The following is a 22,948-nucleotide window of genomic DNA, read 5'->3' as shown; positions in this document are numbered from 1 at the left end:
TTAATATACTAAAATATCAATCATTCACCGAATGCATTGTAACAAATGTTACAATACTGTTTATAATTTATTAATCGAAATACATTATGTATCACGCAATACATACCCAATAAAACAAAAAAAGAGAGATGATCTCTCATCTCTCTTCATATATAAATAGAATAGTCTAATTCTTATTCCCCTTTTTTAGCTCTTCTAGATCTAGCTAATAAAGTATTCTTTAATAACATCGCTATTGTCATTGGTCCTACACCACCAGGTACAGGAGTGATAAAAGCAGCTTTCTTACTAACTTCGTCAAAGTCTACATCTCCTGCGATAACGTATCCTCTAGGATTAGTCTCGTCTGGTACACGAGTGATACCTACGTCTACTACAGTTACCCCGTCCTTCACCATATCTCCTTTTAAGAAGTAAGGCACTCCTAGTGCTGAAATGATAATATCTGCTTCTCTAGTAATCTCTGCAATATTCTTAGTGCGACTATGCGTAAGTGTCACAGTAGCATCCCCAGGATAACCTTTGCGGCTTAACAAGATACTCATAGGGCGACCTACAATGTGAGAACGACCGATAACTACTACGTTTTTACCTGCTGTCTCTACTTTATAACGCTCTAATAATTCCATGATTCCATAAGGTGTAGCTGGTAAGAATGTCTCCATCTCTAGTGCCATACGACCGAAGTTCGTTGGGTGAAACCCATCTACATCTTTATCCGCATCGATAGCTAATAAGATTTTTTGCTCATCAATGTGTTTTGGAAGAGGTAATTGAACGATATATCCATCTATAGCAGGATCAGCATTCAATTCTTTTACTTTAGCTAAAAGTTCTTCTTCTGTCGTTTCTTCTGGCAAAGAAACTAATGTAGATTCAAAACCTACTTTCTCACAAGACTTAACCTTACTTCCTACGTAAGTTAAACTTGCTCCATTAGTACCAACAATAACTGCTGCTAAGTGAGGTACTTTTTCTCCACGAGCCTTCATCTGTTGAACCTCAACAGCGATCTCATTCTTGATATCTTCCGATACCTTTTTTCCGTCTAGTAGTTGCATTAAAATAAAATGTGTGTTGTGTGTAGTAAATAAAGAAGGTTTAAACCTCATAATGAACCTTAAACCTTCTTCTTTAATTATCTTTGCATGCCTTTCATTTGCCCCATCATTCTCATCAAATTCTTTCCTTTTGCCCCTTGCATCATCTTCATCATTTTGCTCATTTGATCGAACTGCTTAAGCAATTGATTCACTTGTTGTATATCTGTACCCGATCCTTTAGCGATACGGTTCTTGCGTTTTACATCTATAATAGATGGTTTAGAACGTTCTGCAGGAGTCATTGAGTAGATAATAGCCTCGATATGTTTAAACGCATCATCTTCTATCTCTACATCTTTCATTGCTTTTCCAACTCCAGGTATCATCCCCATCAAGTCTTTCATATTCCCCATCTTCTTCACTTGCTGAATCTGATTTAAGAAATCGTCAAAACCAAACTCATTCTTCGCGATTTTCTTCTGGATTTTACGAGCCTCTTCTTCGTCGTATTGAGCCTGTGCACGCTCTACTAACGAGATAACGTCTCCCATCCCTAAGATACGGTCTGCCATACGATCTGGATAGAACACATCTATCGCCTCCATCTTCTCACCAGTACCGATAAACTTAATCGGTTTATTTACTACTGATTTAATTGAGATTGCAGCCCCTCCACGTGTATCACCATCTAACTTAGTAAGGATTACCCCATCGAAGTTTAATCTATCGTTAAAAGCTTTCGCTGTATTTACGGCATCTTGTCCTGTCATAGAGTCCACTACGAATAGTGTCTCATGTGGTGTAATTGCTTTGTGGATATTAGCGATCTCCGTCATCATCTCCTCGTCTACTGCTAGACGACCAGCTGTATCGACGATCACTACGTTGAATCCATTTGCCTTAGCATGCTTAATAGCATTCTCTGCAATTAGTACAGGATTGTTATTTCCTTCTTCTGAATATACTTCTATACCTAATTGATCACCTACTACGTGTAACTGATTAATAGCCGCAGGACGATATACGTCACACGCTACCAATAAAGGTTTCTTATTTTTCTTTGTCTTTAAGAAGTTTGCTAGTTTACCAGAGAATGTTGTTTTCCCTGACCCTTGCAAACCTGACATTAAAATAACTGAAGGATTACCAGATAAGTTAATACCTGCAGCCTCACCTCCCATTAATTGAGTCAACTCGTCCTTAACGATTTTGATCATCAATTGTCCTGGTTGTAAAGTTGTAAGTACCTCTTGTCCTAAAGCTTTTTCTTTTACTACATTAGTAAAATCTTTAGCAATCTTAAAGTTAACGTCGGCATCTAATAGAGCTCTACGAACCTCTTTTAGAGTGTCTGCTACATTGACTTCTGTAATCTTGCCGTGTCCCTTAAGGATATGAAAGGCTTTATCTAATTTATCACTTAAATTATCAAACATATCGGTATTATTTTAATACTTTGAGTCGCCAAAGATACTATTTAACTCGTTAAGTCACAAAAAGCAAAAGCAACAAAACATACTTTTTTAAAAATTATTTGTTATTTCGGTTATTTATCACCAATTACCTTCTCTCTACCAAATCTTTTCAAAGGAGAAAAACTTATTTATAAACCGAATATCATTACCTTAGTTTTTATAATAAATCCAAAACATGAAAAAACTACTTATACTAACCTCTGCCTTCATATTATCATGTAGTCAAACGATATACAGTCAGGACTTACATACTAAAATAGATAGTATACGCAACCTGTACAACGTACCTGAAGTGGCCTTTGCCATTGTAACAAAAGATCAGACTGTTCAAAAAGGCATCTCTGGACATCACAAATTCAGTGAAAAGAACACACCTTCTAATGCTGACCTAAAAGACTACTTCCACTTAGGTTCTAACTCTAAAGCCATTACAGGGTTTATAGCTGCCAAACTAGTAGAACAAGGCAAAATCAAATGGAATACTACCTATTTTGATCTGTTTCCTGAGGCAAAAGAATCTGCTAATCCTGCATACTATAACGCTACGCTGAAGGACTTCTTCTCTCATAGAGCTAAAGTACATGCCTTCACTAGTGGTACGGAACGCATTGGTCTACCTAAATTTGAAGGAACAAAGCAACAACAGCGACAAGCTTTCGCTCAACATGTATTAACGATGTCTCCACTAGAGGCTCCTAATGGATATACCTATTCTAATGCAGGGTATAGTATAGCAGCTTCTATGTTAGAGAAAGTAGCTAACAAATCTTGGGAAGAACTAGCAAAAGAAATTCTAACCAATGAACTAGGTATAGACTTCGTCATCGGCTGGCCAAATCGCAATCTAGAAAGCCAACCTTGGGGACATGCCCTACAGTATGATGTACTAGAATCTGTACCTCCTACTTATAACTATGCATTAACCCTTATAGAGCCTGCTGGTGACTTAAGTATGAATATAGAAAATTATATCAAATACATTCAACTCAATCTACAAGGCCTTGCAGGTCAAAACAACGCCCTTAAAGCAAGTACTTATGACTTCTTATTTAATAGTCAAAGCAAATATGCCATAGGTTGGGGGAGTCTTATCAATGAGACTACTAAGCTATATGACCACGCCGGTTCTGATGGTACATTCTTTACCTATACACAGATAGACGGAATATCGAATACTGCCTATATCATCATGGCAAACAGCGGGACTGCTAATGCCCAACAGGCTGTAATGAAAATAGTGCAAGTGATGAAAGACGCTAATAAGTAAATACAATAAACATTAGCTTTAATTTTAAAACAATGCTCTTTCCCATCTCCCTTTTATCCTTAATTTTGTAGTCTAAAAATTAGAATTACATGTCTCAGTCTAAAGCTATCTTTAGAAAGTTTACCAGTGATGTGCAGTCTATAGCACTGCCGACTAAGTTTACTTTCCCTTTTTATTACGAACCTCATCCCCTAACCGTACTAGCAGCAGAAGAGTTACAACGTGAACTAAGTACACATCCTCTTATAGCACCGCTATTTGACACAGAGGATGAGAACTGTCTACCTACAGGTAAGATGTTTGGTGTACTAGTAGTAAAAAATGAAAAAGGAGAACTAGGCTATTTAGCAGGCTTCTCTGGCAAGCTAGGCAGTCATACAGACCTAGAAGGATACGTACCTCTAATCTTTGACCTGTGGAATGAGAACGGCTTTTTTGCAAGAGAAGATGTAGAGGTAAAAGCAATCAATGCTATCAATGCCAAAATAGAAAAACTAGAAGCAGATACTGTATATAGCAATGCCAAAGCTTTGTTGAAACAACAGATAGCTGAAGAAAAAACAGCCATCGAAGAGAAGAAAGCACAGCATAAAAAACAAAAAAACGAGCGAAAAGCCATCCGAAAAGAACAGGAAGCTATACTTTCTCCTGAAGAATTTCAGCTTTTAAATGATGACTTAGTCAAACAGAGCTTAAGAGATAAATATGAGTTGCGCGTACTGACAGAATATTGGCAAGAGCAAATCACTACGACTAGAGATATCACGACAAGTATAGAAGAAGAGCTAAATAACCTAAAAGAAGAACGCAAACAAAAGTCTAATGGACTACAGCAAAAACTATTCGCTTCTTACAAATTCTTAAATTACAAAGGAGAAGAACAAAGCTTGTTAGAGATCTTCGAAAAGACAGTATTACAACAGCCGCCTGCTGCTGCAGGAGACTGTGCCGCTCCTAAACTGATGCAATACGCCTATGAGCATAATTATACGCCTATTGCCTTAGGAGAATTCTGGTGGGGAGAGTCTCCGAAGTCAGAGATTCGCAAGCATCAGCACTTCTACCCTTCTTGTCGCAGTAAATGTGAGCCTATCTTAGGACATATGCTAGAAGGCTTAGAAGTAGATGATAATCCACTGTTGATAAACCCTGCTCTTAACAGACCTATTGAGGTAGTCTATGAGGATGAGTACTTCGCTATTGTAAATAAGCCTGAAGACTTCTTATCTGTACCTGGTATTTATATACTAGATTCTGTATATGAGCGTATGAAACTTCGCTACCCTAATGCTACAGGGCCTCTTATCGTACACCGATTAGACATGCCTACATCAGGTATCTTAATCATTGCTAAGGATAAAGACTCTCATAAAGCACTACAAAGCCAGTTTATAAAGAAGAGCTTAGAGAAGAGATATGTCGCTATACTAGATGGTATCATAGAAGAAGACGAAGGGACTATAGAACTACCGTTGAGAATAGACTTTGACGATAGACCTAGACAGATGGTATGCTATGAATATGGCAAGTATGCCAAGACTAGATATGAAGTGATAGAACGAAAAGATGGCAAGACGAAAGTGTACTTCTATCCTATCACAGGGCGTACACATCAGCTGCGTATGCATGCCTCACACCCAAAAGGACTAAACACACCTATAGTAGGTGATGACCTGTATGGTACCAAAGCAGACAGACTATATCTACATGCAGAAAGTATCACTTTTAGACATCCAAAGACATACGAATTAATGACATTTACCATAAAAGAGAGCTTCTAAGCTCTCTTTTTTCATTACATTAGCTATAAATACAGCACTATGAATGAAAAGAAAAAACAGTTACAAAAGCATAAACGCATAGCTACTGGACTATTTATACTTATGGCTATCCTCTATATCTCTATGGTATATGCCATCAGACATTCACCTGCTTCGTGGATGGGATATGTCAAGGCATTCTCAGAAGCTGCGATGGTCGGGGCACTAGCAGACTGGTTTGCGGTGACAGCTCTTTTTAGACATCCGATGGGTATGCCCATTCCACATACTAATCTTATTGTGAATAGCAAAAACAAGATTGGAGATAACCTAGGAGACTTTGTCACAGATAACTTCTTGACGTCAAATAATATCAGACCTTATGTAGAGAAAGTTGATTTAGCGAATATGATTTCTACTTGGCTAAACAAGCCTAATAATCAAATCATTTTAGAGCATGAGATTACTTCACTTGCCAAACGAATACTCGCTGAGCTAGAGGACGAAACAATCATTGCACTGATGACTTCAAAAGCAAAAGAGGGCATCGCAGCTATTAATATCCAAAGCTTTGTATCACAAGGGGTCACCTATGCTATCGAAAAGAATGAACACAACAGATTATTAGACATTATCTTGCCTAAGGCACAACTCTATGTAGAAGAACACCGCCAAGAAATATATGATAATGTCGTAGAAAAAAAACCTATCTTAGGGCTTATCGGAGGTAAAGCGGTGACGAATCAACTTATCAATGGTATCAATACCTTCTTAAGTGATATAGAAAAAGACCCTAATCACAAAATAAGAAAAGAGATCACCCTGAGGTTAGAAATGCTAGCTGTAGATATAGAAGCTTCTCCTATGTGGAAAGCTAAGTTCGATGAAATCATAGGTCAATTCATTACTCATGATACTATTCATACGTATATGCAAGATCTATGGCGCTCTACGAAGGAGAATCTGCTCGTACAACTAGAGGACAATAACTCAGTACTGCGCAAGTATATCTCTAATAGCCTGTCTAAAATAGCACTAGACTTAGAAAATAACGAAGAGAATAAAATCAAGATCAATAAGTGGATACAACACACCATCTATAAAGTAGCTCTTAAAAACACAAAAGAAGTAGGGCAACTAATCAGAAATACTGTAGATAGCTGGGATGGTCGCGAACTAAGTGATAAGCTAGAACTAGAAGTAGGTAAAGACTTACAGTATATCCGTATCAATGGTACTCTAGTGGGAGGGCTAGTAGGGCTACTTATTTATATTATTACTTCCTTGTTATAGTTACATTTTACTTATAATATCACTAGTCTATTTAAAGTATATTTGACTATAATTTATATACCTAGTTAACATTACTCTACGTCCTGTCTTCTCCTAAGATGATTTGAATTGAGTCCGTTATGCGTCCGCTATGTATCCGTAGTGTATCCGTTAAATCAAGTAAAAAAACGGAGACAATACCTACTTAAATCCTAAACAATAGCGAAATATCTGCAATAAGACTAAACTTAGAGTACTATAAAGCTAATACTAAAGGACAAAAAAAGCTGTAACATCACTGTTACAGCTTCATTATATTAGATAGTTTAGGATCTAATTATCAGATTGTCCTTTTAGGCTTACTTCATTTCCTTCATTATCTGTTATTAGGATAGTTACTTCATGTTCTACGTCAGACTCAGGATTATCCATTAAGATCGTAATCACATCATTCGTCTTTTTATCTTTAAAGTACAGTACTCTATTGCCCATTGTACCTTGTATATCTTCAGTTCCTTCTAAGATTAGGTTTGGGATATCAGATACTAGCTTACCGTCGTTCCATATTGTTAAGCGCAATACATTATGCTTTTTTCGATCTATACGCCAGATATCTTGTCCTGTTTTAATAATAGCATATGGTTCTAAGAACTTTTTCACACTTTTGTGTAGTCTTTTCTTATCTGCCTGAATCATTTCTTCTCTGATCTTCTTCTCTAGCTCAGTCTGATCGATAATGCGATAAATATCTCCGCTCTCTGTCAGCCACATTCTACCCAAGTCAAACATAATACCGCGCCATCCCATATGACTGTATTCTTCTATTACAGAGTTCGCTATCTTAGCCGAAAACTCTGGCACAAAAAACTCTTCAAAACGACTCACAAATTCGAACTCGGAAGTCACTGGTGGTAAAGGGTATTCTCGCTTCAGAGGATAAACTATTCTCTTGGCGATACCTTCTCTATCTTCATTCTCAAACAAAGTGATTAAGGATTTTATTCGTTCTACCGAAGCATCAGATAGATTACTCTCCTGACTATACCCACTTAATCCCATCACTAGGAATAAAACTGCTAATATTCTTTTCATATTTTTATTTTCTTTTTTAATCCTTCTAATCTATCGCGCATGTGCTCTGACAGTAGTTTCTGTACTTCTAGATCTGACTCCGTTTCTTTTAAATAATCGAAGTGCACTAATAACTCTTCTATTCTCTCTTGACTCAATTCTATATTAGCTGTACTCAAAAAAGTATCAAAAGAAATATGAGCTGCACATAGATAATCAAATAAATATTCTTTCCCTCCTCTTTCTAATAAGGTCTGTGCTAATAAATGAAACTTATTATACACTGAAAAGTTAAGTTTAGACACTGTCCCGATATGGATAAATAACTCTCTTAATAGAGGCAAATCTACAGTATCTAACTGCTGACAAACTAACTCTGCTATCTGAATTCTAAAAAGGTAATTATCATCTTTAAACTTAGCTCCATACTTTCCGTTCCAATCGAGGGCTAACCACTCACTATCGGATGAAGAATAATTATCTATAAAACTTTGAAAATCAACACTACTCACTTCCATATCTCCTTACTTTTTTTATTCTAATACGAATGATAAAAATACAATTAAAAATAAAAAAGCGAACAATTACTTTTCTACTATTTACAAAGTAATTGTTCGCTTAGGATTATATCCTTATTCTTTACTGTAAGAGTGAGATTATCTCTTTATTATCTTGTAATACGGCATGGTCTAATGCTGTCTTACCTCTGTTATCTTTTACTGTCTTATCTGCACCTGCCCTTAGTAAAGCACCTACAATATCAGTAGTCCCAAAAGTTACTGCAAAAATAAGAGGACTAGCATCATTACTATTCCTTCTATTGACATCTGCACCTGATTCTAACAACCAATTAACCAAAGTCAAATTCTTTTTAAACACAGCTCCTATCAAGGCTGTATTGCCCATAGCATCTTGTTTTTCTAGGTCTACTCCTGCTTCTAGTAGTACCTTCACTACCTCCTTACTATCGTTATACACTGCTATCGTTAAGGGAGTAAAAGAACGATCATTGACTTGATTTAAATCTACCTTTTGGCTGATCAGCTGCTTTACCTCCTCTGTATTATTCTCTCTTGCGGCTGTAAATATATCTTGTCCAAAACTAATCTGAACACTACATAACAACAGTCCTACTATCATCCATTGTTTCATCACTAACACTAAAAATAGATTCAACACAAATACATATCCATAGAAGCAAATCTAGGTACAGAACAATGGTAGAAAGTAAATAATATAAAAATATAAGCTTGTACCTAAATCTGTTCTTCTATACTCTTTATAAAATATGATGTGGGGCCATATAGAGTAGATAATGTATCTATGCTGAATCCTTGTTTATACTATATCTATTATTGAGCTAAATAAGGTTTAATCTCATCTAGCTTCATATCTACTGCTTTTAATAAGCGCGTACCATATTCTTTATCAGCTTGATAGAAATAAGCAATCATCTTATGTACGATCACTTTATTCTTAATCGTCTTAAATGCTCCACTCAAATTCTTAATTAAATTATCTTGGTCTTTTTTAGAGAACGAGCGATATAGGTCACCAGCCTGTTTAAAGTTATTCTCCTTATCTATCACATGCTGCGTAGTACTAACAGGTTTAAAGAACTCAGACTTAGAGTACATAAACTTAGCATTATCTACCACTTCAGGTTTATTAGTAGAAGGCTGATAGTTCACATCACCAGACTGTACACGTGTAGACATATACCCATTCTGGTTATAAGTAGTCGCTGTATTCTTAGGTGCATTAACAGGTATTTGTTGGAAATTCCCTGTTAAGCGGTGACGTTGTGTATCTGCGTAAGAGAATAGTCTTCCTTGTAACAGTTTATCCTCAGAAGGTTCTATACCAGGTACTAATGTACTAGGTGCAAAGGCAGCTTGTTCTACCTGTTGGAAGTAGTTCGTAGGATTAGCTTTCAATGTCATCGTACCTACTTTTACAGACTTCGCGATCTCAGCTGGCCAAATCTTCGTTACATCTACAGGATTAAAGTCTAAGGCATCGAAGTCTTCTCTCTTTAACATCTGTACATATAAGTCCCAGATAGGATAATCACCTCGATCTATCGCGTGATATAAGTCTAAAGTCGCGTGCTCTACTGAAGTTGCTTGGATAGCGTTAGCCTCTTCTTGTGTCAAGTTTTTAATCTCCTGACGAGGTACCCATTTATACTTTACATACGTTACTTCTCCTTTATCATTCACCCATTTATATGCGTGTACTCCATTCCCTTCCATCTGTCTAAAGTTAGCTGGTATACCGTAATCAGAAAACAGCCAAGTAAACATGTGAGTAGATTCTGGCAAATTAGAAAAGAAGTCAAATACTCTATTCGGATCTGATGCTCCATTAGTCAAAGGAGACGGTTTAAAAGCGTGTACCATATCAGGAAACTTAATCGCATCTCTGATAAAGAATACAGGAAGGTTATTTCCTACTAAGTCATAGTTACCCTGCTCTGTATAGAACTTTACCGCAAAACCACGTGGGTCTCTATACGTCTCTGGTGACCCTTGCTGATGTGTCACAGTAGAGAATCTTACCATCACAGGCGTAGTCTTACCTGCGTGTGATAAAAAGTCTGCCATCGTCACATCCGAAAAATCGGCACTCGCTACAAACTCTCCGAAAGCTCCAGCTCCACGAGCGTGTACTACTCTCTCAGGGATACGCTCTCTGTCAAAAGCAGCTAACTTCTCTATTAAATGGATGTCTTCTAATAATACTTGTCCATTATTACCAATGGTTTTAGAATGTTGATTACTTCCTACAGGACTACCTGTATTCGTAGTCAAAACTTGAGCTTGAATAAATGATGATACTACTAATGCAGATATCAAAAAACTACGTTTAAGCATAAAATTAATATTTGTTGTTTAGATTTTTTCTTTACATCACAAATATATTATGCCCCTCCACGGTATGTCAGTCTTTACTAACGATAGATTTTATCCTATCATAGGTACTATTTATCATAAATACTATCTATTATAGATTCTTCTATATCACCTGCCTTTTATTCGTAAAAAAACAAGTATAATTCTAAATGTACTATAATACCTACAATCTATGTATCATATTCCTTCTCTATATAAACAAAAAAGGAGCAATAATCTTTTTAAAACTATTACTCCTCAGGGTTCAATTATATATATTCTAGTGTAAGTGTCTATTTTTCTGACTAACTCATTACTACATTGATCACTGTTCTTCTAGGTTGAGATGAAGAAAACTCCTTATGACAAGTCCATTTGCTCCCTGATTCAAACCCTTCTATTGTATTTCCGTCTTCTATAACATCCCCTGCTTCCATTAAATAATAAGCATAATCCCATAGACGACCTGCTACCTCATTCACTATCGTATCATCATCAAAGAAAAACTGAAAATCAGAAATACCTAACGCATGTAACCCTACTGTATCCATTAACAGACTTCCATACTCAGGCTGATTTACATTATATAAACGGACATTAATCATTAAGTCTAATGCAACATAGTTAGGATCTAGACAGTCTCTCATAAATACTACTGGATCGATCAACTTCTCACCATGCTCTGAAACAATGATAGTAGGCTGAGCTATCTTAGCCATCGCAAAGAGCATCTGCTGCATTAATACAATGCGTATGCGAGGCTCTAAGCTTCTACTCAAAAAATCAGTCACTAACACTTCATATTGACAATTCTTCAATACCTCTGCTCCCTCTTCCCAATGCCAATTCTGTTCTGTATATTTCTGATCGATCTTCTTAATACTGTCATCCTCTGCATGCATCACGACACACTGTGCAGGTACAATACCCTCTTCGAACTCTACTTCACAATCAGGGAAAGTAAACACATTAGCCTCTTCTGCAAAGGTTACATTAGGAAACACTTGTTTTAATTCTTCTAATACTGCTTGTAAATCTATAGAAGGCTTCTGTTCAAATAACAATCTAAACATCATCATCTTTGGGTTATTACCCAGTTTTTTACTTCCCATATCTTATTGAAATATTATTATTGTATTGCAATTTTAAAATTACGGAATTACAACAATTAAAAGATGAGTATTATCACCTTATTTACTATAAGTTTTTTTTAATAGCTTATCGATCTGATAACCATGCTGTACTAATAGGTCTAAACCGTCTAATTCTAATCTTTCTTGCATTGGCTTCCACCCTTGTTCTAATCCATAATCTAAAGCTAAACGGATAAATAATGGTCGATTTAAATTCACCACTATTTCTTTTTCTAACACTGTATTATACAATAGTACACCATGATTTAGTGGATTCCCCACATAATAGTCATCTAACACACGGAAGTAGAAGAGTAAAGCATACTTACTATATTTATCTACAAAGATACGCATAGTAAAAATGCTCTCCTCTGTATCTGCGATATAAGTAACTCCTATACTATATAGATACTCCGAGTTATCTACTCTTAATGTTCTTAGCTTCTTCTTCATAGGTATAAAAAAAGGTATGTGTAAGTAAACACATACCTTCTATATTTCAAAATAAACTATTCGTTATTTTAATTTAGCAATCAGTTCTTCCAATGATAATACCTCCTGCTCACCTGATGCTAATTCTTTTAGTGTATATTTCTGATCTGCGATTTCTTGAGATCCTACTAACACTGCATAAGGAATTCCCTTCTTATCTGCGAATTGGAATTGCTTACCTACTTTAGCTTTATCAGGATAAACTTCTGTACGGATACCAGCATCTCTTAGCTTCATCACTGCTTGTACTCCATAGCTCATCTCTTCTTCTCCCATGTTTAAGAACATCACTTTAGAAGATGCACTTACTGTCTCTGGGAATAAATTTAACTCTTCCATCACTAAGTAGATACGGTCTAAACCGAACGAAATACCTACCCCGCTCATATCCTTAAGGCCAAAGATACCTGTAAGGTCATCATAACGACCACCTCCACCTATAGAACCAATCTGTACTGTCTCAGGTGCTCCAATCTCAAAGATCGCTCCTGTATAATAATTAAGCCCTCTAGCCAAAGTCACATCTAAGTTTAGCTTCGCTGTCTGTAGTCCGATAAGCGCTACTTCTTTTCCTACGAATGCTAATTCTTCTACACCTTTTAATCCTTCTTCTGATGATGCTAACATCACACGTAGTTTCGCTAATTTCTCATCAAAGGTACCTGTGAAGTTAAACAATGCTTTTACTTTTTCAATAGACTCTGCAGCAATTCCTTTTTCGATCATTTCTGCTTTTACTCCATCTTCCCCGATTTTGTCAAGTTTATCAAGAGCTACTGTGAAGTCTATTAGTTTATCACTTGCATCAATCACCTCAGCAATACCAGCTAATATCTTTCTATTGTTTAGTTTTATAGTTACCCCATTTACTCCTAATGCGGTGAATACTCTGTCATATAAAGTAACGAACTCTACCTCTTGCCACAATGATTTAGACCCGATCACATCAGCATCACACTGATAGAACTCTCTATATCTACCTTTCTGTGGACGGTCTGCACGCCATACAGGCTGCATTTGGTAACGTTTAAAAGGGAAGTCTAACTCATTCTGGTGCATGACTACATAACGAGCAAAAGGCACAGTCAAGTCATAACGCAATGCCTTCTCCGAGATCTGATTCGTTAGTTTTAAACTATTCTTACTCTCTAATACAGTCTCATCTACTTTACTTAAATAATCCCCTGAGTTTAAAATCTTAAAAATTAAACGATCACCCTCTTCACCATACTTACCAAGTAGTGTATCAAGGTTTTCGAAAGAAGGAGTCTCGATGGGATGGAATCCAAATTTCTCAAATCCATGTCGGATAGTCTGCATGATGTATTGTCTTCTTGCTACTTCTGTTGGAGAAAAGTCTCTTGTACCTTTTGGAATTCCAGGTTTCTTTGCCATCTCTAATTAATTTTTATGTATTATTATTAGACAAAACTACTACTTTTTTTAAAATCCTCCTATTGAATCTGAGGGGTAAGTATGAGTATTTGTCACTTATTTTAAGAAAAGAAGGTAACTGTGAAGTTTAAAATTTTTTTGTGTATTTTTACTTCTAACAACTATATTAATTACTCCTACCTCTATATGTTTAAAATCGGAATCGAAAACATGAGAATTGCCTTGACAAGTATTAAGAGTCAGATACTCCGTACTTGTATTACTGTGTTTATCATAGCGATCGGTATATGGGCATTAGTAGGAATATTAGCTGTAGTATCTGCTCTGCGCAATACAATATTAGATGACTTTGCTTCTATGGGGGCGAATACATTTACGATATTGAGATACGATGTCGCAGACAGAATGGCTAAGAATAAGTCTGTACAAAAGGTTAATCCTGTTATTACCTATAGTGAAGCACAAGCATTTAAAAGAGAGTTCTTATTTCCCTTCGCTAATGTGTCCCTGTCATTTAATGCTGCTTCGAATATCGAAGTCAAAAATGACTTCATGAAAACAGATCCTGAAATCCCTATTATTGGATGCGATGAGAACTACTTATCCAATAGTGGATTAACTGTCACAGAGGGTAGAAATTTTAGTTACACTGATATTACTAATGATCACTTCGTATGTATTATCGGTTCTGACTTTTCTAAAAAGATGTTTAAAGACCAAAGTCCTATAAGTCAAATTATCTCTATCCGAGGGTACAAATTTAGAATAATAGGTATGCTGAAAGAGCAAGGAAGTACTTTTGGTCAAAATGAAGACCAAAGAATCTTTATCCCAATAAAGATTGCTCGTTCTATATTTAATACTGCACATGGTAATTATGATATTAAAATAGGTCTATTACAAGATAACTTGCTTAATCAAGCCATAGATCAGGCTACTATAGACTTTAGGAATATCAGAAAACTAACTCCTGCACAACCTTCTAATTTTGGTATTGAACGCAGTGATGATTTGATACGCTCTATGATGAAACAAGTGAATATGCTGAATGCCGCTGCTTGGGTAATCGGTCTGATTACAATACTAGGGTCGTCTATAGCACTAATGAATATCATGCTCGTATCTGTCACTGAACGTACACGAGAGATAGGTGTACGCAAATCTCTAGGTGCTAAAAAGAAAACAATAGCAATACAGTTCTTTACTGAGACGATTATCATTGGTCAGTTAGGTGGGCTATTAGGCACCTTACTTGGTATCCTAACAGCTTATGCTTTAGCCCAAGTCATGAGCTTTAGTTTTACAGTGCCGTGGACAGCTATCATAGCTGCTTTTACTACTACCTTTATCGTTGCTATAATCTCAGGATTGTACCCTGCTATGAAAGCTGCTAAGCTAGATCCTGTAGAAGCATTGAGATATGAGTGATGTTTATTTGTGAAATCGTGAAATCGTTTTTTTGTGATGGTGTGATGGAGAAATATCTCACTGACTTTGCGCCTTTATAACACTATTATCTTATTTACTATGACACGTAAGATATTGCCTCTACCTTATGTAGTGGACGTAATATACACAGTTAACTGTCAACCTAATAATACTGTTCTAAGTCAAAGCCTAGTACAGCGTTATACTTTCGATACTGATCATCAATAGTGGCTCTAAGTTCTATGACCTCTTTCGTAACAGGATGTGTGAATTTCAGTTCTAATGCATGTAATAACATCGCTCCTAATTCATGTGTATCAAGCCAAAGCTTATTCTGTTTATTACATCCATGTGGGCGACTACCTAGAATAGGATGAAAGATATGTTTAAAATGTTTGCGCAATTGGTGTTGTCTTCCTGTCTCAGGATAAGCTTCTACCAAAGAATAACGAGAAGTCAAATGCTTTCCAAATGGCATTTCTACTTCTACTCTTTGCAAGGTTTTATAATATGTTTTTGCTTCTTGTTTTTGGCCATTGTCATTCGTTAGAGCATAATCAATTGTCTCTTCATCTATCGTAAATCCCCTGACGATAGCAATGTATTTCTTCTCTACACTACGGGTAGCAAAGTCATCATTTAGTTGTTTTAAAATCTCTTTATCCAAAGCAAACAATAATACTCCTGATGTCTTTCTGTCTAAGCGATGTACAGGATAGACATACTGCCCTATCTGATCTCTTAAGATCTGGATAGCATACTCCTGGATGTCACTTGCTATAAAAGATTTGTGTACTAATAAATCACGTGGTTTATTAATAGCTACAATATACTCGTCTTGATAAAGAATTTCTAACATCTTGCAAAGATAAAAAAGCAATAAAGACAATCACTAAAAACAATACAACCTTATTAGTATTACTATAAAAATCACAAGCAACAAATAATTAATCAAAATAAAACACAATTAAACAAATAAACAATGTTAATTTTATTAATTTATACATATATTTACTTCTTTAATATAAAAAATATGATAGAAGAAGAAAAAACAGAAACAAGAAATACAACGTCATCTAGTACTACTAATAGAGTACACTTACAGAGTGACACTATTAATCTAGAGAGATTTAAACCTTCAGCGATATACATATTAGTAGCTTGGATAGCTTTAGGACTTGGAATCACTAGTTATTGCGTAGGTCTGTGGAATGCAGAGATTTTATTAAGTGAGAAAGGATTTTACTTTACACTTATATTATTTGGGTTATTTGCAGTAGTTGCTCTACAAAAGAGTGTTAGAGATAAGATAGAAGGTGTACCTGTTACCCCTATTTTCTATACGTTAGGATGGATTGGTACCATGGCAAGTATAACATTACTAACTATTGGACTAATTAATGCAGAAATGACTTTAAGTGAAAAAGGATTCTATGCTATTTCTTACTTATTATCTCTTTTCGCTGCTGTGAGTGTTCAAAAGAATGTACGTGATTTAGAAAATTTCAATAAATAGTTTTTATAATATCACTTTACCACAAAAGAAAACCTCCAATCTTAATTATTAAAGATTGGAGGTTTTTTATATTCTATTTAAAAATTAAATCTTACTGATACTAAGAATTGTGAAGGTCTTAGTTTAAAGTTAGTTGTTGATGTCTGTATACTATTGATTACTACTTGTTCGTATTCTTTTGTATTCAGGATATTATTCCACTCGAAGTCAAAGTCTATCTTCTTCTTATTCCACTTAAAGCGGTACATAACATCCATAAATCGATTAGTAAACTTCTGATTATTAAATACATTTTCTTTATAATCTAGCTTCCAAATAAAACTATGTGATTTAAAAGGGATAAGGTCTATACGCAAATTATGTGAGTTGCCATAAGAATGTGTTGACTGCTTCATATCCTTTCGCTCTGTCTCCATATAATTAAAATCATAAGTAAAGTTTAACCAATCAAAATAATTATTCGTCAATTGTAATCCATAATTATAGTTATAGGTATTCACATCTCTTAGATACTCATTTACTAATATCTCTGACTTACCTTTATTAACTGAGAAACTTCCTTTAATATTAGAGCTATACTCACTAAAGAACTTACCTAGGTTAATATTAGCACTTTGATTATTTGAAATGTTCTTTTGCTCTAAAGCTTCTAAAACAGACTGTCCATTCTCATCAATTGTCTGTGATAATATAATCTTTCTCTCTTGGTAGTTATTATTTAAAGACCCATTAAAGAATATTCCATTAAAAGGATTTTTAAACTCAAACCTAAACCAAGAAAAAATACTCTGTGTGTCTTCTATCTTCGCCTTATATGCTGTAAAGTTTAGTCCACTAAAAATATAGTGACTGTACAGTTGGTCAAGAGGGGTATAACTAGTACTCAAGTTACTTCCTCCTCTTAATGTCCACATATTATTAATCTTATATGACAGGTATAGTGATGGTGAGAAATCTACTGCATTCTTTGTAGTCTTCGTATCTATAGACTTATCATCTAGCTTCATAGATGACCATATAATAGGCACAGTAAATGTCATATCCCACGACACTCCCTTAAAATTAACACTAGAGTTTAAACGATTTACAAATCTATTGTAAGTCAAATCATTCTGATAATTATCCCCTAGCCAAACAGACTGAGCATTATATCCGTATAAGTCTGTCTCAAAACGCTTATTCTCATACAATAAACTATACTCTTCTGTAAAGGTCCACTTTCTGTACTTCCACGAAAGTGATAAAGCATTCTGTGTATAGAAAGTATTGTCTAAGAATGACTGATTTAATAAATCGTATTTCTTCAAATCTTGATCTGGGAAGTTCACATTGCCATTCGCTACCACATCATAATCTTGTTTATCTCTTGTAAAGTCAATGATAGACTTAAAGTTAGCAAACTTATTACTACCTACTGGTACTAAGGTACTCAAAGAATTCTGTAAGGTAAAAGAAGGAGATAATACACTCTGATTTATAGGATCGTTATTCTGCAATAATAGTCCTCTTTCTTTATTTCTACTTACATTAATCGTTATATAATCTTTTAAGTAATTATCTTTTGTATTCTTCGTAATCGTAAACTTAGAGTTAAATGCTTCTTTAAAGTATCTGTTCTCATCTTTTCTACTATATCTAATTACATCACTGACATTGCCATTTGCGTCTAAGTTTCTAATCTCTGTAGATTGTGCTCCTGATTGCTTAACCTCATCATTGTTATAAAAAGCATTCGTATTCATCTCTATCTTATCTGTAAACTTCACTAAGAAGTTAGCAGAAACATAATGAGATCTATTGTCTAAATAACGTGATTTAGCAATACCTGGAGCTGACGTTGTACTCATAGACAGCGCTTGGCCTGTACTCTTTGTATAATTATAAACATCAAAAGAACCAAAAGAGCCAAATGCTCTAAATTTATTAGTAAGGTCTTCTCCAGTATTATTAGTATCATAACTTACTAAGTACTGTAATCCTTTACTAAAAAACATCGGAGATATAGTACTATTCCATAAGAAGGGATCACCACCTACTCCTATCTTAGCACTACCACTTAAACTTATTTTATTCTTTAATCTAATATTAATAGCAGGACTCTCTGAAGGTACTTTTCCCTCTAGCATCTTAATCGGTTGATGATTTTCTATTACCTCTAGCTTGCTAACATGAAGATTAGGCAAGGCTTTAGTAATAGCACCATATCTTCCTTGCATCAAGTCTTTTCCTTCAACATAAAATTTATTTAGAGGCTTACCTTGATATTCTATTTCTCCATTACTCTTCACCTCCATTCCTGGCATCTTCTTTATCACATCTTCTAGTACTCTATCATTCTTCCCTGCAAATTTGCTAAGATCAAATACTAGGGTATCATTGTGTTGAGTAATAGGAGAAGCTTTAACGAATATTTCTTCTAATTGTGTAAACTCATCTACTAACTGAATTTGAATATCCTGAGACTTATTCTCAATCACTTTTTCAAATACACTGTAGTTCACTATAGATGCCTTGATCTTTAATGTTGTTAGAGAAGACTTGATAGGTATCTGATAAGTCCCTTTGCTATCCGTCATCTCATAAGCTATTACAGCATTAGTCTCTGGATTAAGTATAGAAACAATGACATTAGATAATGCTTGTTTATTCTCACCATTTACTTTTCCCTTTAGAACTACTTGTGCCTGTAAAGGCAGTACTATCATAAAGAAAAGTATATATATTACATATTTCATCGTTAATAAGGTCGTTTGGTTAATTACTAATAAAGCTCTATAGGGTTAGGCTCTTTGCCAAATTTCTTAGTCATAAAATCAGAAGGTTCTTTATCATCATTCATTAACTTCCCCCCTCTTTCTTGCATGAGTTGCATATAAGTTTTATTGGCGTTTAATGTTTTTAATCGATTTAATTGTTTACCTGTTACTTCCTTAAAAAAATCTAATTCCTTTAATTCAATCCAGTAATTATGTACTCTCATACTCTCAGTAAACTCAAATACATAGTCTTTATTTTTATCCTCTGCTTTTACTACAAAACCTGGCAGATTTTTAAACTTATAAGGTCCTTCTATTATAGGTATCTCAGTAGTAAACCATACTGTCCAATTACGCCCACTTAGTTCTCCAGTTGCCTTCTGTACTTTCATACCATGATACTCTTCTATCTCACTTGAGATAGTCCATTGAATAAGATTAAGAGGCTGTTTTACTTTATAAGCTTCTAGCGAATTAATCATCTCATAAAGAATAATGCTACCTGAGTCTTTAGAAACCATCCAAGGCACTTGAGAATTTTGAATATCTATTTCTATCTCTTCTAATTCAGCAACAAATTCTTGGTAAGTAAACTCATCATAGAACATAGAATTACTCCCGTCTATATCCAGATAGAACTTCTCTGTGATAGGAAGACTATCAGGCATTACTTTTACATCATAAGGCTTAAAAGTCAATGAGTACTCATACCGCATAAAGTCTTTTTTCTCTTGAGCCATACTATGAATAGATATTAAAAATAGTACAACACATCCTATTAAATACTTCATAAGTTTACTTTTTTAACCATTCAAGGTAATTACTACTATTTTCCACTTTCTTATTTAACATCTGTTGATTCTCAACAGTATCTTCAAAATAAACAATCATACCTTGACTATCTAGATTCTGCTTAACTGTCATATTCGCTTTAACCTCTCTTAGCTTGACTAACTCACTAGTTTTATACAATCCAGCCTGTTTATATTCGTTGAAGTCTACTGGTATTTCTACTTTCTCACTCTTTCTAAACTCAAAAACATAATCTTCCTTATCATCCTGTGCTTTGACTACAAATCCAGGCAAGTTCTTAAACTTATATGGCCCTTCTATGATAGGAATTTCAGTAGTAAACCATACTGTCCATATACGCCCATTCAGTTCACCTATAGCTTTCTGTACCTTCATACCTTCAAACTCCTCTACAGTATCATCTATATTCCATTTGACCTGATTAACTGGACTTTCTATCTTCAACATAGTACCACTCACATTCTGAACATAGAATATCTTATTAACTTCCTTTACTAATACTGCTTCAAACCGTGTCTGTTCACCAGCCATACTAATCGACTTACCTATTAGTCCGCTATTCTCTTTTTTAGCTAAACGTTCTACACGGCTAGCATATCCTTTAGAATAAAAACGAGAAGAAGTATCCCATACATCTAAGAATACAGACTCTGTAAACATTTCGTCTGACTTAATAGATGGTTTAAACGTTGCCTCATATTCATATCTCATGACTTCTATTTTCTCCTGAGCTACTGCTCCTAAAACAGTTAAAACAGTAGCTGTAATACTAAATAAATACTTCTTCATAACTTAATCACTTTATACTAATAGAACTCTATAGGTTTAGCCTCTTTGCCTGTCTTCTTTTTTAGTTTATCATTGGTTATATCATTCCCCTTTTCATCTACTACCTTTACAATAGTACCTGCTCCTATCTCACTCATCATTTGAGAGAAACTTTTATTAGCATTGACATTCCTAATCTTATCCCATTGTTTCTTATTGACTTTCATGGCATTTTTATGTCTATCCATTAGCCAAAACTCCGCTGTGACTTTTTCACTCTTTAAGAACTCAAACTTATAATCACCTGTACTATCCTCTGCTTTGACTACAAATCCAGGTAAATTCTTAAACTTATAAGGTCCATCTATCAAAGGGATATCTTGAGTAAACCACACTGTCCAAGTACGTCCACTCAGCTCTCCTACCGCTTTCTGTACCTTCATACCATTGTAATCTTCTATATCTCCAGAAATATTCCACTTAATTAAATTACTAGGTTCTTCTACATTATACGTTTCTATTCCTGAATTTTCATAAGTATTTAAGTTTGCTTGATCCTTATAGATAATCCAATTTACTTTACTTCTAAATTGACCTAAAGCTTGGAAACGCGCTGTATGATCTGCTGTTTTTTTAGCTCCTGTAGTGTACTCTATAAGTGTTTCTTCTCTTTTAATATTTCCTTCACTAGTAAATCTAGATTCGCTATTCTGTACATCTAGATATACTATTTCAGTTGCACTATTAGAAGTATTAATATCATCAGTCGTTTTGGCTAAGGGCATGGTCATCTGATACTCATATCGCATTACCTCAATTTTCTCTTGAGCTAATCCACTTATACTAGTTATAAACGCGACTATACTTATCACTAACAATTTCTTCATAATCCATTGATTTTATTATACTTGTTCAGTAAACATACTAATAGAACTCTATAGGCTTACTTTCTTTTCCCATCTTCTTTTTAGTCATCTCATCAGTTATATCCTTCCCTTTTTCATCTACCATTTTAAAAGTAGCTGTACCTCCTCTTTCGTTCATAATCTGAGAGAAACTTTTATTAGCATTCATATTTCTAATCTTATCCCATTGTTTCTTATCTATTTTCATCGCCTTCTCTTGTCTATTTGATAACCAAAAATCAGTAGTAGCTCTCTCACTCTTTAAGAACTCAAACTTGTAGTCTCCTGTACTATCCTCTGCTTTGACTACAAATCCAGGTAGATTCTTAAACTTATACGGTCCGTCTATCAGTGGAATATCTTGAGTAAACCACACAGTCCAAGTACGTCCGCTCAACTCACCTATTGCTTTCTGTACTTTCATACCATTGTAATCTTCTATATCTCCAGAAATATTCCATTTCACTAGATCATTAGTTTCTCCTACATTGTACGACTCTATACCAGAAGAAGCATAAGTATTTAATTCTGCTCCATTTTTATATATTGTCCATTTTACTCTACTCTTAAATTGACTTAAAGCTTGCATACGCACAGCAAAATCTGCATCTTTCTTAGCCCCAGTAGAATATTCCATCAAAGTCTCTTCCCTTTTAATATCCCCTTCACTAGCACATCTAGACTCGCTTCCTTTTATATCTAAATAAACAATTTCAGTGCTACTCTGTAATGCCTCTTCATCTCCAGTAGCATTTGTACTTGGTAAGGTTAGTTGATACTCATACCTCATTACATCTATTTTCTCCTGTGCATTAATTAACGTTACACAACATAATGCTACGACTGATACATACATTGCTTTAATCATATTCTATAGTTATTTATGGTTTATACTAACTATGATTTAAATTATTTAACATCTACATTATTTCATAACGGCTATATTAAATAAATATAACA

20 protein-coding genes are annotated in these 22,948 nt (G+C 34.9%); 5 read left to right on the top strand and 15 right to left on the bottom strand.

Annotated features, from left to right (window positions below; all coding sequences use genetic code 11):
• Window positions 1-173 precede the first annotated feature (173 nt).
• Together AABL85_RS05840 and ffh are read right to left on the bottom strand one after the other, a co-directional pair.
• Window positions 174-1,061 (bottom strand): bifunctional 5,10-methylenetetrahydrofolate dehydrogenase/5,10-methenyltetrahydrofolate cyclohydrolase, encoded by an 888-nt coding sequence (locus AABL85_RS05840; RefSeq protein ID WP_006256929.1) that lies wholly within the window; start codon window positions 1,059-1,061, stop codon window positions 174-176.
• Between the two features lie 77 nt (window positions 1,062-1,138).
• Window positions 1,139-2,479: a signal recognition particle protein gene (gene ffh, locus AABL85_RS05835; protein WP_131540649.1), complete on the bottom strand. Its 1,341-nt coding sequence runs from the start codon at window positions 2,477-2,479 to the stop codon at window positions 1,139-1,141.
• A gap of 214 nt (window positions 2,480-2,693) precedes the next feature.
• Between ffh and AABL85_RS05830 the strand changes: the two genes are divergently transcribed.
• The 3 genes from AABL85_RS05830 to AABL85_RS05820 all read left to right on the top strand — a co-directional run bounded on the left by AABL85_RS05830 (window position 2,694) and on the right by AABL85_RS05820 (window position 6,838).
• Complete coding sequence (locus tag AABL85_RS05830; protein ID WP_341309464.1) at window positions 2,694-3,785, top strand: serine hydrolase; 1,092 nt, start codon at window positions 2,694-2,696, stop codon at window positions 3,783-3,785.
• Between the two features lie 89 nt (window positions 3,786-3,874).
• A complete protein-coding gene (locus AABL85_RS05825; protein WP_341309463.1) occupies window positions 3,875-5,566 on the top strand; it encodes an RluA family pseudouridine synthase in 1,692 nt (563 codons plus the stop codon).
• Between the two features lie 39 nt (window positions 5,567-5,605).
• Window positions 5,606-6,838, top strand: coding sequence for a DUF445 domain-containing protein (locus tag AABL85_RS05820; protein ID WP_341309462.1), 1,233 nt, complete (start codon window positions 5,606-5,608; stop codon window positions 6,836-6,838).
• 312 nt (window positions 6,839-7,150) lie between these two features.
• Here the strand turns inward: AABL85_RS05820 and AABL85_RS05815 are convergent, their stop codons facing one another.
• The 7 genes from AABL85_RS05815 to hisS all read right to left on the bottom strand — a co-directional run bounded on the left by AABL85_RS05815 (window position 7,151) and on the right by hisS (window position 13,802).
• Window positions 7,151-7,909 (bottom strand): hypothetical protein, encoded by a 759-nt coding sequence (locus AABL85_RS05815; protein WP_131540645.1) that lies wholly within the window; start codon window positions 7,907-7,909, stop codon window positions 7,151-7,153.
• On the bottom strand, window positions 7,906-8,406 hold the full coding sequence (locus AABL85_RS05810) for a hypothetical protein (protein ID WP_286413610.1): 501 nt from the start codon (window positions 8,404-8,406) through the stop codon (window positions 7,906-7,908). The genes AABL85_RS05815 and AABL85_RS05810 overlap by 4 nt, the downstream gene beginning before the upstream one ends.
• 121 nt (window positions 8,407-8,527) lie before the next feature.
• Window positions 8,528-9,067: an ankyrin repeat domain-containing protein gene (locus tag AABL85_RS05805; protein ID WP_341309461.1), complete on the bottom strand. Its 540-nt coding sequence runs from the start codon at window positions 9,065-9,067 to the stop codon at window positions 8,528-8,530.
• Between the two features lie 173 nt (window positions 9,068-9,240).
• Complete coding sequence (locus AABL85_RS05800) at window positions 9,241-10,764, bottom strand: catalase (RefSeq protein ID WP_286436894.1); 1,524 nt, start codon at window positions 10,762-10,764, stop codon at window positions 9,241-9,243.
• A gap of 323 nt (window positions 10,765-11,087) precedes the next feature.
• On the bottom strand, window positions 11,088-11,894 hold the full coding sequence (locus AABL85_RS05795; protein WP_341309460.1) for a DUF4261 domain-containing protein: 807 nt from the start codon (window positions 11,892-11,894) through the stop codon (window positions 11,088-11,090).
• Between the two features lie 78 nt (window positions 11,895-11,972).
• A complete protein-coding gene (locus AABL85_RS05790) occupies window positions 11,973-12,368 on the bottom strand; it encodes a hypothetical protein (RefSeq protein WP_341309459.1) in 396 nt (131 codons plus the stop codon).
• A gap of 63 nt (window positions 12,369-12,431) precedes the next feature.
• Window positions 12,432-13,802 (bottom strand): histidine--tRNA ligase, encoded by a 1,371-nt coding sequence (gene hisS, locus AABL85_RS05785; RefSeq protein ID WP_286436891.1) that lies wholly within the window; start codon window positions 13,800-13,802, stop codon window positions 12,432-12,434.
• A 186-nt stretch (window positions 13,803-13,988) separates the two neighbouring features.
• Here hisS and AABL85_RS05780 point away from each other — a divergent pair, with 186 nt between their 5' ends.
• On the top strand, window positions 13,989-15,230 hold the full coding sequence (locus AABL85_RS05780; protein ID WP_341309458.1) for an ABC transporter permease: 1,242 nt from the start codon (window positions 13,989-13,991) through the stop codon (window positions 15,228-15,230).
• 163 nt (window positions 15,231-15,393) lie between these two features.
• Here the strand turns inward: AABL85_RS05780 and AABL85_RS05775 are convergent, their stop codons facing one another.
• Entirely contained in the window at window positions 15,394-16,089 is a 696-nt protein-coding gene (locus AABL85_RS05775; RefSeq protein ID WP_341309457.1) for a pseudouridine synthase, read from the bottom strand.
• Window positions 16,090-16,263: 174 nt separating this feature from the next.
• Here AABL85_RS05775 and yiaA point away from each other — a divergent pair, with 174 nt between their 5' ends.
• Entirely contained in the window at window positions 16,264-16,746 is a 483-nt protein-coding gene (yiaA, locus tag AABL85_RS05770) for an inner membrane protein YiaA (RefSeq protein ID WP_006263070.1), read from the top strand.
• A gap of 77 nt (window positions 16,747-16,823) precedes the next feature.
• Here the strand turns inward: yiaA and AABL85_RS05765 are convergent, their stop codons facing one another.
• The 5 genes from AABL85_RS05765 to AABL85_RS05745 are packed head-to-tail and all read right to left on the bottom strand — an operon-like array spanning window position 16,824 to window position 22,856.
• Window positions 16,824-19,451, bottom strand: coding sequence for a hypothetical protein (locus tag AABL85_RS05765; protein ID WP_286413620.1), 2,628 nt, complete (start codon window positions 19,449-19,451; stop codon window positions 16,824-16,826).
• Between the two features lie 56 nt (window positions 19,452-19,507).
• Window positions 19,508-20,293, bottom strand: a complete 786-nt coding sequence (locus AABL85_RS05760; protein ID WP_286413622.1) for a GLPGLI family protein — start codon at window positions 20,291-20,293, stop codon at window positions 19,508-19,510.
• A 4-nt stretch (window positions 20,294-20,297) separates the two neighbouring features.
• A complete protein-coding gene (locus AABL85_RS05755; RefSeq protein WP_341309456.1) occupies window positions 20,298-21,104 on the bottom strand; it encodes a GLPGLI family protein in 807 nt (268 codons plus the stop codon).
• A 17-nt stretch (window positions 21,105-21,121) separates the two neighbouring features.
• Window positions 21,122-21,970, bottom strand: a complete 849-nt coding sequence (locus AABL85_RS05750; RefSeq protein WP_341309455.1) for a GLPGLI family protein — start codon at window positions 21,968-21,970, stop codon at window positions 21,122-21,124.
• Window positions 21,971-22,007: 37 nt separating this feature from the next.
• On the bottom strand, window positions 22,008-22,856 hold the full coding sequence (locus AABL85_RS05745; RefSeq protein WP_341309454.1) for a GLPGLI family protein: 849 nt from the start codon (window positions 22,854-22,856) through the stop codon (window positions 22,008-22,010).
• Window positions 22,857-22,948 lie beyond the last annotated feature (92 nt).

It is taken from the genome of Myroides odoratimimus (assembly GCF_038039805.1).
Lineage (GTDB): Bacteria > Bacteroidota > Bacteroidia > Flavobacteriales > Flavobacteriaceae > Flavobacterium > Flavobacterium odoratimimum_B.
This window is presented reverse-complemented; position numbering and strand designations above follow the sequence as displayed.

What these genes read in the sequence shown, in the direction of transcription:
- AABL85_RS05840 (WP_006256929.1), bottom strand. Translation starts at nt 1,061, where the DNA reads ATGCAACTACTAGACGGAAAAAAGGTATCGGAAGATATCAAGAATGAG.
- ffh (WP_131540649.1), bottom strand. Translation starts at nt 2,479, where the DNA reads ATGTTTGATAATTTAAGTGATAAATTAGATAAAGCCTTTCATATCCTT.
- AABL85_RS05830 (WP_341309464.1), top strand. Translation starts at nt 2,694, where the DNA reads ATGAAAAAACTACTTATACTAACCTCTGCCTTCATATTATCATGTAGT.
- AABL85_RS05825 (WP_341309463.1), top strand. Translation starts at nt 3,875, where the DNA reads ATGTCTCAGTCTAAAGCTATCTTTAGAAAGTTTACCAGTGATGTGCAG.
- AABL85_RS05820 (WP_341309462.1), top strand. Translation starts at nt 5,606, where the DNA reads ATGAATGAAAAGAAAAAACAGTTACAAAAGCATAAACGCATAGCTACT.
- AABL85_RS05815 (WP_131540645.1), bottom strand. Translation starts at nt 7,909, where the DNA reads ATGAAAAGAATATTAGCAGTTTTATTCCTAGTGATGGGATTAAGTGGG.
- AABL85_RS05810 (WP_286413610.1), bottom strand. Translation starts at nt 8,406, where the DNA reads ATGGAAGTGAGTAGTGTTGATTTTCAAAGTTTTATAGATAATTATTCT.
- AABL85_RS05800 (WP_286436894.1), bottom strand. Translation starts at nt 10,764, where the DNA reads ATGCTTAAACGTAGTTTTTTGATATCTGCATTAGTAGTATCATCATTT.
- AABL85_RS05795 (WP_341309460.1), bottom strand. Translation starts at nt 11,894, where the DNA reads ATGGGAAGTAAAAAACTGGGTAATAACCCAAAGATGATGATGTTTAGA.
- AABL85_RS05790 (WP_341309459.1), bottom strand. Translation starts at nt 12,368, where the DNA reads ATGAAGAAGAAGCTAAGAACATTAAGAGTAGATAACTCGGAGTATCTA.
- hisS (WP_286436891.1), bottom strand. Translation starts at nt 13,802, where the DNA reads ATGGCAAAGAAACCTGGAATTCCAAAAGGTACAAGAGACTTTTCTCCA.
- AABL85_RS05780 (WP_341309458.1), top strand. Translation starts at nt 13,989, where the DNA reads ATGTTTAAAATCGGAATCGAAAACATGAGAATTGCCTTGACAAGTATT.
- AABL85_RS05775 (WP_341309457.1), bottom strand. Translation starts at nt 16,089, where the DNA reads ATGTTAGAAATTCTTTATCAAGACGAGTATATTGTAGCTATTAATAAA.
- yiaA (WP_006263070.1), top strand. Translation starts at nt 16,264, where the DNA reads ATGATAGAAGAAGAAAAAACAGAAACAAGAAATACAACGTCATCTAGT.
- AABL85_RS05765 (WP_286413620.1), bottom strand. Translation starts at nt 19,451, where the DNA reads ATGATAGTACTGCCTTTACAGGCACAAGTAGTTCTAAAGGGAAAAGTA.
- AABL85_RS05760 (WP_286413622.1), bottom strand. Translation starts at nt 20,293, where the DNA reads ATGAAGTATTTAATAGGATGTGTTGTACTATTTTTAATATCTATTCAT.
- AABL85_RS05755 (WP_341309456.1), bottom strand. Translation starts at nt 21,104, where the DNA reads ATGAAGAAGTATTTATTTAGTATTACAGCTACTGTTTTAACTGTTTTA.
- AABL85_RS05750 (WP_341309455.1), bottom strand. Translation starts at nt 21,970, where the DNA reads ATGAAGAAATTGTTAGTGATAAGTATAGTCGCGTTTATAACTAGTATA.
- AABL85_RS05745 (WP_341309454.1), bottom strand. Translation starts at nt 22,856, where the DNA reads ATGATTAAAGCAATGTATGTATCAGTCGTAGCATTATGTTGTGTAACG.